The following is a 15,037-nucleotide window of genomic DNA, read 5'->3' as shown; positions in this document are numbered from 1 at the left end:
GGGGCGGTCCCTGTCCAAGTCAGCGAACAACCAGAACCACAGGCCCGGCAGCGCCCGCTGGGTGCGCGGGCCTGACCGGGTCAGGGGATCAACTGCCGCGCGTGACGGGCATGCGGACTTCGCCCGGTAAAGCCAGTTGCTTGGCCAGCTCCAGTTTGGCCAGCGAGTTGCGGTGCACTTCGTCTGGGCCGTCTGCCAGGCGCAGGGTGCGCTGGTGGGCGTAGGCATAGGCCAGCGGGAAGTCTTGCGACACACCACCACCGCCGTGCGCCTGAATGGCCCAGTCGATGATCTGGCAGGCCATGTTGGGGGCCACGATTTTGATCATGGCGATTTCGGCCTTGGCGACCTTGTTGCCCACGGTGTCCATCATGTGCGCGGCTTTGAGGGTCAGCAAGCGGGCTTGCTCGATCATGCAGCGCGATTCGGCAATGCGCTCTTGCCACACGGTCTGGCGGGCCACTTCGCGGCCAAAGGCCACCCGCTCGTTCAGGCGTTTGCACATCAGCTCCAGGGCGCGTTCGGCGATGCCGATGGTGCGCATGCAGTGGTGGATGCGGCCAGGGCCTAAGCGGCCTTGGGCGATTTCAAAGCCACGGCCTTCGCCCAGCAAGATGTTTTCCGCTGGAACGCGCACGTTTTTGAGCAACACTTCCATGTGACCATGCGGTGCGTCGTCATAGCCAAACACCGACAGGGCGCGCACCACGGTGATGCCGGGTGAGTTGGCGGGCACCACGATCATGGATTGTTGTTCGTGGCGACCGGCATCGGGGTTGGTCTTGCCCATGACGATGTAGACCGCGCAGCGTGGGTCGCCCGCGCCGGACGACCACCACTTGCGGCCATTGATGACGTATTCATTGCCTTCGCGGCGGATTTCGCATTCGATGTTGGTCGCGTCCGATGAGGCCACATCGGGCTCGGTCATCAAGAAGGCCGAGCGGATTTCACCGCGCAGCAAAGGCTCCAGCCATTCGTCCTTGAGGCTTTCGCTGGCATAGCGCTCCAGCGTTTCCATGTTGCCGGTGTCGGGCGCTGAGCAGTTGAAAATTTCGGCCGCAAAGGGCACACGGCCCATGATCTCGCACAAGGGTGCGTATTCGAGGTTGGACAGGCCTTGGGGTGCGCGTGTCGACTTGGGCAAAAACAGGTTCCACAAACCGGCGGCCAGGGCCTTGGGCTTGAGTTCTTCGACGATTTTGGTGGGCACCCAGGCGTTGCCCTTGGCGCGGTTTTCGGCAATCTCTTCGAAGAACCTCGCCTCGTTGGGGTAAATGTGCTCGTCCATGAAGGTCAGCAAACGGGCCTGCATGTCTTTGACCTTGGGGGTGTATTCAAAATCCATGGTCTATCTCCTTGAAGTGATGGGTCGTAAAAAGGGGGTCAGGCTTTGCGGGCGAACTGCCAGGCCAACTCGGCCATCGGGCGCGCACCGGCACCGGAGGTTTTGGCTTGCTCGCTGGACGCAGTGCCGTCTTCGACGCGTTTGGCAATGCCTTGCAAAATCGCGGCAATGCGGAACATGTTGTAGGCCAAATAAAAATTCCAGTCTTTGGCCAAAGCCTCGGGTGTGGTGAAACCGGTGCGCTCGCAGTAGCGGCGAATGTATTCGGCCTCAGACGGGATGCCGAGAGCCGCGAAATCAAGACCACCGATGCCCCTGAAGGTGCCCGGTTTGATGTGCCAGGCCATGCAGTGGTAGCTGAAGTCAGCCAACGGGTGACCCAAGGTGGACAGTTCCCAGTCGAGCACGGCGAGTACGCGCGCTTCGGTGGGGTGGAACATCAGGTTGTCCAAGCGGTAGTCGCCATGCACGACGCCGACCATTGACTCGTCTTTGGCGCTGTCCGGGATGTTTTTCGGCAGCCATTCGATCAGCTGGTCCATCTCGGGAATGGGCTGGGTGACAGACGCTGCGTACTGTTTGCTCCAGCGGCCGATCTGGCGCTCAATGTAGTTGCCAGGTTTGCCATAGCTGGACAGGCCTTGCTTGGCGACATCGACCTTGTGCAGCGCCGCCAGTACCCGGTTCATTTCGTCGTAAATCGCACCGCGCTCGGCCTGCGACATGCCGGGCAAAGATTGGTCCCACAGCACGCGGCCTTGCACAAACTCCATGACGTAAAACGCGCGGCCAATCACCGCTTCGTCGTCGCACAGCACATGCATTTGGGCCACGGGCACGTCGGTGCCGTGCAAGCCTTTCATGACCGCAAATTCGCGCTCGATGGCGTGGGCCGAAGGCAGCAGCTTGGCCACCGGACCGGGCTTGGCCCTCATCACGTATTGGCGTGTGGGTGTGATGAGTTTGTAGGTGGGGTTGGACTGGCCGCCTTTGAACATTTCCACGCTCAAAGGGCCTGCAAAGCCGGGGAGTTTGGCGCTGAGCCAGGCTTCCAGGGCTGGGATGTCGAAGGCGTGGGTGCCCGTGACAGGCCGGGTCCCCACAAAATGATCAAAAGCACTCATGGGTGGACCCGTCGAAAATCAGTGGTCGCCGCAGTCAGCGGCGATAGGGTGAAAATGTGGCGTGTCAGTGGTCCGCGTTCACGATCAGCAACAGCGCATCGCGGTCCAGCACCACCAAGCCGCCCGGCTCGATCCGGATGATTTGCTCGCGCTCCATTTGCTTGAGTTCCTGGTTCACTCGTTGGCGTGAAGCACCCAGCAATTGCGCCAGTTCTTCCTGCGCCAGTTGCAAGCTGATGCGGATCGCCTTGGCGTCCGACAAACTGGGCACACCGTAGCTGCGCACCAAGTGGTTGAGTTGTTTGGCCAGACGAGCACGCAAGGGCAATGTGTTGAGGTCTTCCACCAAGCCGTACAGCTGGCGAATGCGCCGGGCATGCAGGCGCAGCATCGCGTCGTAAAACTCGACGTGCTGCGTCAGGATTTTCTTGAAGTCGGCCTTGGCCACGTTCAGCGTGGTCGTCTCTCCGTGTGCATAGCAGTCGTGTGTGCGCCGGTCTCCGTCGAAGATCGACACATCGCCAAACCAGATGCCCGGCTCCACATAGGTCAAGGTGATCTGTTTGCCCGACACCGAGGTGGAGCTCACGCGCACCGCGCCCTTGGCACAGGCGATCCACTGCTCGGGCGGATCGCCCCGGGCAGCGAGCATGTCGCCGTCTTTGTGTCGTTTGACGTAAGCGCATCGAAGTATGTCGTGTCGTAGTGAAGGTGAAAGGCTTGAGAACCAGCGACCATTGTTGATCGCCTCTCTTTCCTCCATTGTCAGAATCGGTTCGTCCATGCTCTGTCCTTTGAGTGACTGATGATCGGGGTTTTGTCGCCTGGGGGACCAGTCGCTTTAATCGTATTTGGGATTTTTCTTGTTCAAAAACGCGCCAATGCCAATACCTGCGTTGGGGTGGTGCAGGTTTTTGACAAAGTGGTCGCGTTCGCGGGCCAGGTGCGTTGTCAAGCTGTTGTCATCGGCGTCGGCCAGTAAATCCTTGATGCTGGCCAGGGCGTTGGGTGCGCGGGCATTGAGCAGCTCGCACAGTTGTAAGGCTTGCTGCAGCGCCTGACCGGCGTCGGCCAGACGGTTGACCACGCCAAGCTGTTGCAGTCGCTCGGCACCGATGCGCTCGCCACACATCAGCAGCTCGGTGGCCAGCTGGCGCGGCACGGCCCGCGACAGGCTCCAACTGCCGCCACCGTCGGGCGACAAAGCAATCGAGCTGTAGGCCATCACGAACACGCTGTTGCGCGCGGCGACGATCATGTCGCAGGCCAATGCCAACGAAAAACCGGCGCCAGCCGCCGGGCCTTCCACGGCGGCCACCACGGGCTTGGGAAAGGTGCGGATGGCCTCGATCCAGTTGTGCAGGCCTTCAATGCTTTGCGCCTGGTGTTCGGGCGGCAGTTGCCGATTGTTTTGCAAGCGCTGCAAATTGCCGCCTGCGCTAAAGATGCTGTTGGCCCCGGTGATCACCACGCTGCGCACATCGGGGTTCGATTCGGCCACGCTCAGGGCTTCCACGCCTGCGGCGTACATCTCGGGGCCAAGGGCGTTGCGAAACTCCGGGTTGCTGAGGGTCAGGACCAAGGTCCGGCCTTCGCTGGTGCTGAGCAGTTGGGCGGTCATATTTATTGATCAGTTGGGGACAGAGCTAAAGATCTGTCCCGCAAAGTTGTTATTCTTCGGTGTGCATGAGCGACAGGCCAATCGCACCACGGCGGCGCAGCCAGGGGCTGGGGCGATAGCGGGGGTCACCATAAACCGTTTGCAGGTTGAACAGCACTTCCAGGATGCTGTCGGGACCCAAGCGGTTGCCCATGGCCAAGGGGCCCATGGGGTAAGCCAAGCCCAACGTGACAGCGGTTTCCAGATCTTGCGGGCTGCAGATGCGTTGCTGGCACATGTCGGACGCGATGTTGACGATGGAGGCCACCACGCGTTGCGTGACAAATCCACCGCTGTCGCGGATGACCGAGACGGCTTTGCCGTCTCTGGCAAACAAGGCATGGGCCGCATTGCGCATGTCGATGCGTGTGGCCGGGTTGGTGGCCAGCACGCGGCGCTTGGTGGATGCGTCCTCAAACAGCATGTCGATGCCGACGGTGCGGGCAGGGTCCAGCCGCTCGACCACGGCGACGGTGGTGATGTCAAAACCCAACGGGGCGACGAGGGTCAGCGCGTCGGGGGAGGGCGATGCGCCGGTTTCGATGGTGGCGCCCAGGTCTTTGAGCAGTTGCAGCAGTTCCATGCGGCGCGCTGCGCGGGGCGAGACCCACACGGGCGGGATGCTGTCCACCACAGGCACTGGTGGCTCGGCGGGCACTTGCGCTGCACCATCCACGTATTTGTAAAAGCCTTCGCCCACTTTTTTGCCGACCACACCCCCCGCCAAGCGCTGGGCGGTGATGACGTTAGGGCGGTAGCGTGGCTCTTCGTAGTACTGGTGGTAGATCGCTTCGATGACGTGGTGCGACACGTCCAGGGCCGTCAGGTCAAACAGCTCAAAGGGGCCGAGTTTGAAGCCCACCTGATCGCGCAGGATGCGGTCGATGGTGGCGAAATCGGCAATGCCTTCGCTCACGATGCGCAGCGCTTCGGTGCCATAACCGCGACCCGCATGGTTGACGATGAAACCCGGCGTGTCTTGAGCTTGAACGGGTGTGTGGCCCATTTGGCGAGCAAACTCGGTCAGGCGTTGGCACACCTCGGGGTCGGTTTTGAGGCCCGCAATCACTTCGACCACCTTCATCAGGGGTACGGGGTTGAAGAAGTGGTAGCCCGCAAACTGAGCTGGCCGCTGCAAGGCGGCAGCAATTGCAGTCACGGACAGCGAGGAGGTGTTGGTCACCAACACGGCGCTGGGTGCCAGCACTTTTTCCAGATCGGTGAACAGGCTTTTCTTGATGTCGAGCCTTTCGACGATGGCTTCGACCACCAACTCGCACTCGGCCAGGTCTTGCAGGCTGGCTGCGCCCAGCAGGCGGCTTTTGTGCCCTGCTACGGCTTCGGCGCTCAAGCGACCTTTTTCTTGCAACTTGTCCCATTGCTGGAACACCGCATCGCGGGCTTTGTGAATGGCTTCGGCTTGCGTGTCGAATAGCCAAACCTGGCTGCCTGCTTGCGCGGCGATTTGGGCAATGCCCCGGCCCATGGCGCCGGCGCCGATGATAGCCACTTTGGAAAATGCGAGAGTCATGTTGAAAGTATGAATACGAGGCGCAAGGCCGGGTCAAAAAACGTGTTGATTCGCTGGGCGAATGGACAGGTGGGCCGGACGGCAAGCGCCGATTATGTCGTCAGTCAATGCGACTTGGGTCAGACTGTTCAGCGTCGAACCTGCAATGCGCCCGGATTGACGATATTGGTAGGCGTGCCTTTGATGAAGTTGATGACGTTGTCGAAAGCTGAGCCGAAATACAGTTCATAACTGTCTTTTTCGACATAGCCAATGTGGGGGGTGCAGATGCAGTTTTCGAGCCGCAGCAAGGCTGAGCCTTGCAAAATCGGCTCCGACTCAAACACGTCGACGGCCGCCATGCCCGGTCGTCCCCGGTTGAGTGCGCCAATCAGGGCATTGGTTTCGATCAGTTCGGCACGCGAGGTGTTGACCAGCAAGGCCGTGGGTTTCATGAACCCCAAGTCATCGCTGGTGACAATGCCGGTGGTGGCTTCATTCAACCTGAGGTGCAAGCTCAGCACATCCGCGGTCTGAAAGAAAGCTTCTCGACTGGTGGCAGCGGCGTACCCGTCCTTGACCGCGCGTACGCGTGATTCGTCGCTGCCCCAGACCTGCACATGCATGCCAAAAGCTTTGCCGTAACCGGCCACCAGTTGGCCAATTTTTCCGTAGCCCCAGATGCCCAGGGTTTTGCCTCTGAGCACGGTGCCCAGGCCAAAGTTGGTCGGCATTGAGCTGGATTTGAGGCCCGATTGCTGCCATGCACCGTGTTTGAGGTTGCTGATGTATTGAGGCAACCTTCGGGTGGCCGCCATGACCAGGGCCCAGGTGAGTTCAGCCGGGGCAGTGGGCGAGCCCACACCTTCGGCTACGGCCACGCCACGCTCGGAGCAGGCTGCCAAGTCGATATGGCTGCCCACGCGGCCGGTTTGGGCGATCATTTTGAGTCGGGGCAGCTTCTCGATCAGGGCGCGGTTGAGACCCGTGCGTTCGCGGATCAAAACAATCACATCGGCGTCTTTGAGCCGAACCGACAGCTGGCCAATGCCTTTGACCGTGTTGGTGTACACCTTGGCTGGGTAGTTCTCGAGTTTGGCTGCGCAGTCGAGTTTGCGCACGACATCCTGGTAGTCGTCAAGGATCACAATGTTCATGCTCGACATTGTGCCTTGTCAAGTGCCTGACTTTCGTCAGCCGGGCACATATCGGTGATGCTTTAACGCTTGCGCAGGCCAGTCGCTTTGTGCCACAACAACCCCAAGCTGAAGATCGGGGGGTTGTTGGTGGGTACAAGCCAGAAGTCAGCTTCAGGAGGGACGGTGTCGCGCTTCCAAGGCCACCAGTCGATCGAGCTCGGCGCAGACATCGGCCATGCGTCCAGAGATCACCATGCGGCCGGCACCGGGGGTGTTTTGACCATATTCATGGACACGCAGGACGCGCAGGCCGGGTTGGCGTTTGTGCGCTGGCGTCTTGCCTTGGGATGGCAAGGCACAAGGTGAGGACCGAACAGCCCATTCGGGGTGCGGGCGTAAAGGCTGTCTTTTTGTCAAATCCTGCACAGGGGTGCCGGTGGTGAAGGAGGGCGGGTTCTTAAACAGACCGGAGAGGGCAAACAAAGCGATTCCCATGTGAAACCTTTCAAAAGCATGGAGGTTGGACACAGGCAGGATTGATGGAGAAGTCGTCGGCTTCAGGGCTGATGAACAGCGCCCGCCACCTGAGGCCGCGACTGAAAAATGTCACATGACGAAGCTGTTGCGGATCAGGCCCACGGCCAGGCCTTCAATGTCAAAAGGCTCGCCGGGGTGCACCACGATGGTCGGGTAGTCGGGGTTTTCGGGCAACAGTTCGATGCCAGTGGCTGTTTTGTGCAGGCGTTTGACCGTGACCTCGTCACCCAGGCGGGCCACCACGATCTGGCCGTTGCGCACTTCTTTGGTCGATTTGACGGCCAACAAGTCGCCGTCCATGATGCCCGCATCCCGCATGGACATGCCACGCACCCGCAGCAGGTAGTCGGGTTGCTGGGCAAACAGGCTGCTTTCGAGTTGGTAGGTGCGGTCGACGTGTTCTTGCGCCAGGATGGGTGAGCCCGCAGCCACGCGCCCCACCAAAGGCAAACACAGCTGACCCAGCCCGGGCAGGCTCAGGCTGAACAGATCAGAGGGTGCGCGCAAGCTGCTGCGCGAGCTGCCTTTGAGACGAATGCCGCGCGAGGTGCCGCTGACCAACTCGATCGCGCCCTTGCGTGCAAGGGCCTTCAGGTGCTCTTCTGCGGCGTTGGGTGATTTGAAACCCAGCACGTTGGCGATTTCGGCGCGAGTCGGTGGCGCGCCGGTGTTGGCGATGGTGTTCTGGATCAATTCCAGAATTTCTTGTTGGCGAGCGGTGAGTTTGGGGCTGTCGGTCATGGCGGTCTCTTGGTGGGGATTGAGGCTGTTTTTTCATCCAGTGACTGTATTTTTAAACAGTTTTCCTGTTTGTGCAAGCTTGCCATGAAAAAAGACTGAAATTGAACCTGAACTGGCGAGGCCGAGGTGAAACCGTTGTGCAATCACCGAGGGTCTTACGCTCGAGCGCAGATGCAGTTCACAGTGCACGATCAGCTCGAGGCCGTACCCAAACATCTGATGCGCCCAGCGTCCCAGTGTGTCGTCCGCCAACAACAAAGCCCCTAAAAGGGGCTTGTTGTGAGGGCGCAGCCGGAAGACTGCGCGAAGTGGCTTATTGGGCCAGTGCGGCAAATGCGCGAGCAGTGATGTCTTCCACGCTGCCCGTGCCACTGATGGCGCGGTACTTGGGCGCAGCGGCGGCATCGGCCCGGGCCCAGTTGGCGTAGTAGTCGACCAAGGGGCGGGTCTGGTCGCTGTAGACCTGAAGACGCTTCTTGACGGTTTCTTCTTGGTCGTCGGCGCGCTGCACCAGGGGCTCAGCGGTCACGTCGTCCACGCCTGCCACTTTGGGAGGGTTGAACGTGACGTGGTAAGTGCGGCCCGAGGCGGGGTGCGAGCGGCGGCCGCTCATGCGTTCGATGATGGCGTCAAAAGGGACATCGATTTCAAGCACGTAGTCGAGCTTGACGCCTGCAGCCTTCATGGCGTCAGCTTGGGGGATGGTGCGGGGAAAGCCGTCGAACAAGAAGCCGTTGGCGCAATCCGATTGGGCAATGCGTTCCTTGACCAGGTTGATGATCAGATCGTCGCTGACCAGACCGCCTGACTCCATGACGGCTTTGGCTTGCAGGCCCAGTGGGGTGCCGGCTTTGACGGCGGCACGCAGCATGTCGCCGGTCGATATTTGGGGAATGTTGTATTTCAGGCAAATGAAAGTGGCTTGGGTGCCTTTGCCTGCGCCGGGTGCGCCCAACAAAATCAGTCTCATGGAAGTTCCTTATCGCTTGTCATGGAGTGGGTCTGCCGGGTCTCGAGGGGACCCATGGTGTTGCAAACAACTGCAGTGAGAATATCACGCGAGGCTCAAAACAGGCTTACGCCCCGATCGCGGCGCGAACGCGTTCCAAATCTTCTGGGGTGTCCACTCCCGGGCCGGGTGCCCGGTCGGTGGTGTAAACGGCAATGCGGTGTCCGTGCCACAGCGCGCGCAGCTGTTCCAGAGACTCCAGCTGCTCAATGGGGGCAGGAGAAAGCAGGGGAAATTGCGCCAAAAAACCGGCGCGGTAGGCGTAAATGCCCACATGTCGCAGGGGCGGCGGGCTGGGCAGTTGGGAGAAGGGTTCGTGGTCTTTGCCCAAGTTAGAAGCGGCGCTTTGCCCATCGCGCCACCAGGGAATGGGGGCGCGGCTGAAATAAAGCGCCATCTGGCGGGCGTCCGTGACCACTTTGACCACATTCGGGTTACAGAAGTCGGTCAGCAGGGTGATGGCGTGGGCGGCTGTGCTCATGCTGGCCTCAGGCCGATCGATGAGCAACTGCGCCACCTGGTCAATGAGTGTGGGCTCGATCAGTGGCTCGTCGCCTTGCACATTGACCACCACGGCCTCATGACTGAGGCCCAGCAACTGGCAGGCCTCGGCCAGACGGTCGCTGCCGCTGACGTGGTCCTGGCGGGTCAAAAGGCCCTGCACACCATGGGCTGCGCAAGCGGCCACGATGCGTTCGTCATCGGCGGCCACCACCACTTGGGCGGCATTCGACAGCATGGCGCGCTGCGCCACCCGCACGACCATGGGCAGTCCGGCAATGTCGGCCAGGGGTTTGCCGGGCAGGCGACTGGACGCCATGCGCGCAGGGATCAGGACAGTGAAGTGGCCTTCGGGCAGGGGCTGACGCATGCGTGGGCTTTCAGAGCGGGGGACGCAAAGCAGCCAGCTTCTCGATTTCCTCGTCACTCAAGGTGCGCGCTTCGTTTTCGAGCAGGATGGGAATGCCCTTGCGCACGGGATAGGCCAGGCGGGCGCTGCGCGAAAGCAGCTCCTGGGTCTCGCGGTCAAAATCCAGCGGCCCTTTGGTGACCGGGCAGACCAGCAGTTCAAGCAGTTTGGTGTCCATGGGGCAATGATAACGGCGCAAGACAAACCGGTCAGCGGTTTGGGCTGTCCAGCCGCTTCGTTTCAGCGAAACGGTTTTTCAGCAAGGCGCTTGTCCAGCGCCAGCCAGAACGCGGCTTCGGGCGTCAGCACCAAGGGTACGGCCAGGGCCGCAGGCTGGTGCAGCCAGAGTTTGGCCGCGTCTTTTTCTGTGCACAGTAAGAGTCGATCTGAATGGGTTGGCGACCCGTCTGCGTAGTCAAAATGGTCGGGTAAAGCGGTGGTCTGGTTCAGTTGCAGGCCGACTGCGCGCAGCATGGCAAAAAACGCCTCGGGGCGTGCCAGACCGGCCACCGCATCGACGGGCTGACCGATCAAACTGGACAAAGCCAGGCTGCGGCCATGCGCATCGTGCGCCAGTGGGCCCAATTGACGCTGCGCCCGAAAGCCGCCCGGCAAGTCATTGGGGCCAGTGTGCAGCAGCAAGTCCACCGACCGGGGCCAGGGCTCGCGCAAAGGACCGGCCGGCAGCAGCCAGCCATTGCCTACGCCGCGCTCGTCCATGACGCAAATATCCATGTCCCGAGCCAGGGCCCAGTGCTGCAGTCCGTCGTCGCACACCAAAATATTGACCTCGGGGTGCGCTTGCAGCAAGGCCAGCCCGGCTTCGGCACGCAGGTTCGCCACCCACACGGGGGCACCGGTCTTTTGATGGATCAGCAAGGGCTCATCCCCCACCTCGGTGGGAAAGCTGTCGGGCAAGACCGCACGGATGTCATCGAGCCGGCGGCCGTGGCCGCGTGAAATCACGCCGGCTTTCCAGCCCTGCTGCTGCAAATGCTTCACCACGGCGATGGTGAGTGGGGTTTTGCCCGCACCGCCGGCCACCACGTTGCCCACCACAATCACCGGCACCGGCAGACGATGCGCATGCCGCCAGCCCCAGCGCCAGAGTTGAGCTCGGGCCCAGAGCAAAGCGGCATGGATCAGTGCAAAGGGAAGCAGCAGCCAAGCGATCCAACCCCGAGAAGTCCAGATCCTTGGCAATTGCTGGTGTAGCCAGGCGGACAGGCGCATGAGGCGTCAGGAGCCCGAGGACTCAGAAAATTGGGTGGTGAAGGTGATTTGCGACAGCCCGGTGCGGCGAGCCGCTTCCATGGCATTGACCACCGATTGGTGACTGGCCTGCGCGTCAGCGCTGATCACCAAGCTCATCTCTTTGGTGGCCAATGGCCTCAAAACGGCAGCCAAAGCGCCTACCGAGGTGCCATCAATGGGGGATGTGTTCACTGTAAATTGGCCTTGCGCACTCACCGTGAGCACAATCTGCTGAGGCCGATCTTTTTGTTTTTGGGCATCCGCCAGGGGCAAAGTCATGTTGATTTCGGTCAGGCGAGACCAAGTGGTGGTGAGCATCAAAAAGATGAGCACCACCAACAAAACATCGATGAAGGGGATGAGGTTGATCTCGGGCTCGGCCGAGGGGGTGCGTTTGCGAAAGTTCACAGCGGGCTCGTTCAGTGGCGCAGTTGGGTCAAGTGGCGGGCAAATTGTTCGCTGGCCACCTCCATCGACAAAAGCATATTGTCCACGCGTGTTCTGAAGTAACGCCAAAACATCAGTGAGGGAATGGCCACAACCAAACCAAATGCGGTGTTGTACAGCGCCACGGAGATGCCGTAGGCCAGTTGGGCCGGTTGACTGCTGCCGGCAGTCTGAGCTGCGAAAATTTCGATCATCCCAATGACGGTCCCGAGCAAGCCCAGCAAGGGGGCTGCTGATGCAATGGTTCCCAGGGCCGTCAGATAACGCGCCAGTTGTTGACCAGCCAAGCGGCCTGCCATTTCCATGTGCGCCCGGATGTCTTCGTCCGAGGCAGCAGGATTGTTTCGCAGGCATCGCAGTCCGCTGGCCAGAACCGGACCCAAAACCCCATTTTTTTCAAGCATCAAGATGGTTTCTTCGGGCGCATGGCCGTGCCTAGAGATTTCAACAGCCAGTTCCAGTGTTCGGGGGGGTATGACTTTGTGCTCGCGCAGCTGAAACAGTCGCTCAATGATGAAGGCCAAAGCCAAAACAGAGCACAAGATCAGCGGCCAGATGGGCCATCCAGCGGCTTGAATGAGGGATGACAAAACAGTTCCTTCTTTGGGAGGCAAAGTGTCAAAAGAGCATCATTATGGATGATGACAAACTCTTTTGGCCCGTCGCAAGTACCCCGCCAGCGAGCACCGCATGGCTTGATCAGGCTGTGGATAACGTTGTGGAAAAGTTTTGGTATGCCTGTGTTTTTTCATTTTTCAGGGTGGGCATGTGTCCTTCATGTGCAAATTAATGATTTAAAAAATCAACTGAATCAAAGGCGTATCTTTTTGCTAAACCAGCATGTTGGCCAAGCTGCATGGCTGCAAACCTCGATGCTGTCTGTAGACGACTCGCAGGAAACGCACTTGCCGTTGGGTCTGCAGGCTGTAGGACAATCCAGGGCATGAGCCCTTCCGAGATGACCTCCCCGCGCGCCTGGACTGTTTCAGCGTTGTGCCGCGCAGTAGCCGATGCCCTGGATGCCCAGTTCAACCCGGTCAGCGTGCGCGGTGAAATTTCGGGCTTTTCGCGCGCGGCCAGCGGGCATTGTTATTTTTCGATCAAGGACGACACGGGCCAGATCCGTTGCGCCATGTTTCGGCGTGCCGCTAGCCTGATGGACTTTGCGCCCCGTGATGGCGAATTGGTCGAGGTACGGGGCCGCTTGGGTGTTTATGAAGCCCGGGGCGATTTGCAGTTGATCGTTGAATCCATGGAGCGGGCAGGGCAGGGCGCGCTCTTTGAGCAGTTTTTGCGCCTCAAAGCCAAGCTCGAAGCCGAGGGTCTGTTTGACTCGGCGCACAAACGCACTTTGCCCGCGCAACCGCGCGCCATTGGGGTGGTGACGTCTTTGGGGGCCGCCGCTTGGCACGACGTGGTGACCGCCTTGCAGCGGCGCGCGCCACACATTCCGGTGTTGATGGCCCCAGCCTTGGTACAGGGGGCAGGGGCTGCGGCCGCGTTGGCGCTGGCCTTGCAAAACATGTATGCCCTCACGGCCGAAGACAACCCGCTCAGCCCGCCCGTGGATGTGATTTTGCTGGTGCGCGGTGGCGGCTCGATGGAGGATCTGTGGTCTTTCAACGACGAAAACCTGGCCCGTGTGATCGCCCAGAGTCCTGTGCCGCTGATTTGCGGCGTGGGCCACGAGACGGATTTCACGATCGCCGACTTTGTGGCCGATGTGCGCGCCCCGACGCCCACGGCCGCGGCCGAGATGGCGGCGACAGACCGGGGTGTGGGCCTCGAAGCCCTGTCGGTGCTGGAGCACCGCTTGAGCCGGGGCTTGATTCGCCAGCAAGACCGGCAGGCACAGCGTTTGGACGCGGTGGCGGCGCGGTTGGCTGTGGGTTTGGTCCGTCAGCAAGAGCGCCAGAGCCAGCGTCTGAATGCGGTGGCGTCACGGCTGGGCCGCCCGCAAGCCTTGCTGATCCAGCACAACCAGTGGCTGGACCGGTTGGCCGGTCGTTTGCAGACGGGGGTGCGAAGTCAATTCATGGCGCAGGGCCATCAGTTGGAGCGCCTCAATGACCGTTTGGGTTTCAACCGGGCTCAGCAGGTGCCGCAACGCGCCCAGCGCCTGGAGCGTGCCGCTTTGCGCTTGTCGTCGGTGGACCCGCGTCAGGTGCTTGAGCGCGGTTATGCCTGGCTGAGTGATGACAAGGGTCAGGCTTTGACCCATGCCGGGCAATTTCAGCCCGGACAGAGCGTTCAGGCCACTTTGTCCGATGGCGTGGTGCCTTTGGTCGTGTCGCTTGAATAGGGTCCCTTGGGTAAGCCTTGGCGGGGTGGGGCCAGGGCGACGATTTTGGGTACCCCCGCATGAGGAGCCCTGGCCCCACCCCGCCAAGGCGATGTGTTTCAGATGACCATCGCCGTCATGCTCTCCAGAGTCCTGAATACCCAAGGGGCGATCGTGATGCCCCTAAAATACGCGGGTTGTTTTTCAATTTGCATCAACACAAGGACCCCTCATGGAACACACTTTGCCCGCACTGCCTTACGCGATCGACGCTTTGGCCCCTCACTACAGCCAGGAAACCCTGGAGTTTCACCACGGCAAGCACCACAACGCTTACGTGGTGAACCTGAACAACCTGCAAAAGGGCACTGAATTCGAGACCATGTCCCTCGAAGAGATCATCAAAAAATCCAGCGGCGGCGTGTACAACAACTCGGCCCAGATCTGGAACCACACCTTCTTCTGGAGCTGCATGAAGCCCAACGGCGGCGGCGAGCCCACAGGCGCCTTGGCTGCAGCCATCAACGCCAAGTTCGGCAGCTATGCTGCTTTCAAAGAAGCCTTCGTCAAGAGCGCCGTGGGCAACTTCGGCTCTGGCTGGACATGGCTGGTTAAGAAAGCCGACGGCTCGGTCGACATCGTCAACATGGGCGCAGCGGGCACCCCCCTGACCACTGGCGACACGGCCTTGCTCACGGTGGACGTCTGGGAGCACGCCTACTACATCGACTACCGCAACATGCGTCCCAAGTTCGTGGAGACTTTCCTCAACAACCTGGTGAACTGGTCTTTCGCTGAGAAGAACTTCGGCTGATCGAGCCAAGCTTCCAGTCACAAAGCCCGCTGATGCGGGCTTTGTGCTTTGAGGGGCTGAAGGTGAATGGGTCCCTTGGACAAATCGCCGCTTTCGAAATACCCTTTGACTGCCCCGCGATCAACCACGGAGCTGAGAACGGTGTGGGGCCTGGCGCCGATTTCTGGTACCCCAGCATGAGGCGCCCGGCCCCACACCGTTCTCAGCGGACATCGCTAAACAAGCAAATCAGCGAATCAGCGAATCAGCGAATCAGCGAATCA

16 protein-coding genes are annotated in these 15,037 nt (G+C 60.5%); 2 read left to right on the top strand and 14 right to left on the bottom strand.

The annotated features are described in order from the left end of the window. Nucleotides 1–88: 88 nt before the first annotated feature. The 14 genes from ACIQ47_RS11100 to ACIQ47_RS11035 all read right to left on the bottom strand — a co-directional run bounded on the left by ACIQ47_RS11100 (nt 89) and on the right by ACIQ47_RS11035 (nt 12,269). Nucleotides 89–1,348 carry an acyl-CoA dehydrogenase family protein gene (locus tag ACIQ47_RS11100; protein WP_396438177.1) on the bottom strand — a complete coding sequence of 420 codons (1,260 nt, stop codon included), beginning with the start codon at nt 1,346–1,348 and terminating at the stop codon, nt 89–91. 38 nt (nt 1,349–1,386) lie between these two features. Then, nucleotides 1,387–2,472: a phosphotransferase gene (locus ACIQ47_RS11095; protein ID WP_396438176.1), complete on the bottom strand. Its 1,086-nt coding sequence runs from the start codon at nt 2,470–2,472 to the stop codon at nt 1,387–1,389. A 64-nt stretch (nt 2,473–2,536) separates the two neighbouring features. Further along, the gene (locus ACIQ47_RS11090) at nt 2,537–3,256 is read right to left on the bottom strand and encodes a Crp/Fnr family transcriptional regulator (RefSeq protein WP_396438175.1); all 720 of its coding nucleotides are present in this window, start codon (nt 3,254–3,256) and stop codon (nt 2,537–2,539) included. Between the two features lie 57 nt (nt 3,257–3,313). Beyond that, the gene (locus ACIQ47_RS11085) at nt 3,314–4,093 is read right to left on the bottom strand and encodes an oxepin-CoA hydrolase, alternative type (RefSeq protein WP_296291546.1); all 780 of its coding nucleotides are present in this window, start codon (nt 4,091–4,093) and stop codon (nt 3,314–3,316) included. Nucleotides 4,094–4,142: 49 nt separating this feature from the next. Then, nucleotides 4,143–5,663, bottom strand: coding sequence for a 3-hydroxyacyl-CoA dehydrogenase (locus tag ACIQ47_RS11080; RefSeq protein WP_396438174.1), 1,521 nt, complete (start codon nt 5,661–5,663; stop codon nt 4,143–4,145). A gap of 128 nt (nt 5,664–5,791) precedes the next feature. Next, complete coding sequence (locus tag ACIQ47_RS11075; protein WP_396438173.1) at nt 5,792–6,799, bottom strand: D-2-hydroxyacid dehydrogenase family protein; 1,008 nt, start codon at nt 6,797–6,799, stop codon at nt 5,792–5,794. 153 nt (nt 6,800–6,952) lie between these two features. After that, on the bottom strand, nt 6,953–7,276 hold the full coding sequence (locus tag ACIQ47_RS11070; RefSeq protein ID WP_396438172.1) for a hypothetical protein: 324 nt from the start codon (nt 7,274–7,276) through the stop codon (nt 6,953–6,955). Nucleotides 7,277–7,387: 111 nt separating this feature from the next. After that, the gene (gene lexA, locus ACIQ47_RS11065; protein WP_396438171.1) at nt 7,388–8,059 is read right to left on the bottom strand and encodes a transcriptional repressor LexA; all 672 of its coding nucleotides are present in this window, start codon (nt 8,057–8,059) and stop codon (nt 7,388–7,390) included. A 313-nt stretch (nt 8,060–8,372) separates the two neighbouring features. Then, on the bottom strand, nt 8,373–9,029 hold the full coding sequence (gene adk, locus ACIQ47_RS11060; protein WP_396438170.1) for an adenylate kinase: 657 nt from the start codon (nt 9,027–9,029) through the stop codon (nt 8,373–8,375). Between the two features lie 106 nt (nt 9,030–9,135). After that, a complete protein-coding gene (kdsB, locus tag ACIQ47_RS11055; RefSeq protein ID WP_396438169.1) occupies nt 9,136–9,939 on the bottom strand; it encodes a 3-deoxy-manno-octulosonate cytidylyltransferase in 804 nt (267 codons plus the stop codon). A 10-nt stretch (nt 9,940–9,949) separates the two neighbouring features. After that, nucleotides 9,950–10,156: a Trm112 family protein gene (locus ACIQ47_RS11050; protein ID WP_108353913.1), complete on the bottom strand. Its 207-nt coding sequence runs from the start codon at nt 10,154–10,156 to the stop codon at nt 9,950–9,952. Between the two features lie 62 nt (nt 10,157–10,218). Next, the gene (gene lpxK / locus ACIQ47_RS11045; RefSeq protein ID WP_396438167.1) at nt 10,219–11,211 is read right to left on the bottom strand and encodes a tetraacyldisaccharide 4'-kinase; all 993 of its coding nucleotides are present in this window, start codon (nt 11,209–11,211) and stop codon (nt 10,219–10,221) included. A gap of 6 nt (nt 11,212–11,217) precedes the next feature. After that, nucleotides 11,218–11,640, bottom strand: a complete 423-nt coding sequence (locus ACIQ47_RS11040) for an ExbD/TolR family protein (RefSeq protein WP_396438166.1) — start codon at nt 11,638–11,640, stop codon at nt 11,218–11,220. Nucleotides 11,641–11,651: 11 nt separating this feature from the next. Next, entirely contained in the window at nt 11,652–12,269 is a 618-nt protein-coding gene (locus ACIQ47_RS11035) for a MotA/TolQ/ExbB proton channel family protein (protein WP_396438165.1), read from the bottom strand. A gap of 353 nt (nt 12,270–12,622) precedes the next feature. On the opposite strand from ACIQ47_RS11035, the gene xseA reads away from it, so the two are divergent. Together xseA and ACIQ47_RS11025 are read left to right on the top strand one after the other, a co-directional pair. Continuing rightward, nucleotides 12,623–13,981, top strand: coding sequence for an exodeoxyribonuclease VII large subunit (gene xseA / locus ACIQ47_RS11030; RefSeq protein ID WP_396438164.1), 1,359 nt, complete (start codon nt 12,623–12,625; stop codon nt 13,979–13,981). A 211-nt stretch (nt 13,982–14,192) separates the two neighbouring features. Beyond that, entirely contained in the window at nt 14,193–14,774 is a 582-nt protein-coding gene (locus ACIQ47_RS11025; protein ID WP_296291563.1) for a superoxide dismutase, read from the top strand. Nucleotides 14,775–15,037: the final 263 nt, after the last annotated feature.

The sequence above is a fragment of the Limnohabitans sp. genome, from assembly GCF_044373035.1.
Taxonomy (GTDB): Bacteria; Pseudomonadota; Gammaproteobacteria; order Burkholderiales; family Burkholderiaceae_C; genus Limnohabitans_A.
Note: the sequence above shows the minus strand (reverse complement) of the source record. Positions and strands in the feature narration are given on the sequence as shown.

Excerpts from the sequence above, each read along its gene's own strand:
- ACIQ47_RS11100 (WP_396438177.1), bottom strand. The coding sequence starts at position 1,348 with ATGGATTTTGAATACACCCCCAAGGTCAAAGACATGCAGGCCCGTTTG.
- ACIQ47_RS11095 (WP_396438176.1), bottom strand. The coding sequence starts at position 2,472 with ATGAGTGCTTTTGATCATTTTGTGGGGACCCGGCCTGTCACGGGCACC.
- ACIQ47_RS11090 (WP_396438175.1), bottom strand. The coding sequence starts at position 3,256 with ATGGACGAACCGATTCTGACAATGGAGGAAAGAGAGGCGATCAACAAT.
- ACIQ47_RS11085 (WP_296291546.1), bottom strand. The coding sequence starts at position 4,093 with ATGACCGCCCAACTGCTCAGCACCAGCGAAGGCCGGACCTTGGTCCTG.
- ACIQ47_RS11080 (WP_396438174.1), bottom strand. The coding sequence starts at position 5,663 with ATGACTCTCGCATTTTCCAAAGTGGCTATCATCGGCGCCGGCGCCATG.
- ACIQ47_RS11075 (WP_396438173.1), bottom strand. The coding sequence starts at position 6,799 with ATGAACATTGTGATCCTTGACGACTACCAGGATGTCGTGCGCAAACTC.
- ACIQ47_RS11070 (WP_396438172.1), bottom strand. The coding sequence starts at position 7,276 with ATGGGAATCGCTTTGTTTGCCCTCTCCGGTCTGTTTAAGAACCCGCCC.
- lexA (WP_396438171.1), bottom strand. The coding sequence starts at position 8,059 with ATGACCGACAGCCCCAAACTCACCGCTCGCCAACAAGAAATTCTGGAA.
- adk (WP_396438170.1), bottom strand. The coding sequence starts at position 9,029 with ATGAGACTGATTTTGTTGGGCGCACCCGGCGCAGGCAAAGGCACCCAA.
- kdsB (WP_396438169.1), bottom strand. The coding sequence starts at position 9,939 with ATGCGTCAGCCCCTGCCCGAAGGCCACTTCACTGTCCTGATCCCTGCG.
- ACIQ47_RS11050 (WP_108353913.1), bottom strand. The coding sequence starts at position 10,156 with ATGGACACCAAACTGCTTGAACTGCTGGTCTGCCCGGTCACCAAAGGG.
- lpxK (WP_396438167.1), bottom strand. The coding sequence starts at position 11,211 with ATGCGCCTGTCCGCCTGGCTACACCAGCAATTGCCAAGGATCTGGACT.
- xseA (WP_396438164.1), top strand. The coding sequence starts at position 12,623 with ATGAGCCCTTCCGAGATGACCTCCCCGCGCGCCTGGACTGTTTCAGCG.
- ACIQ47_RS11025 (WP_296291563.1), top strand. The coding sequence starts at position 14,193 with ATGGAACACACTTTGCCCGCACTGCCTTACGCGATCGACGCTTTGGCC.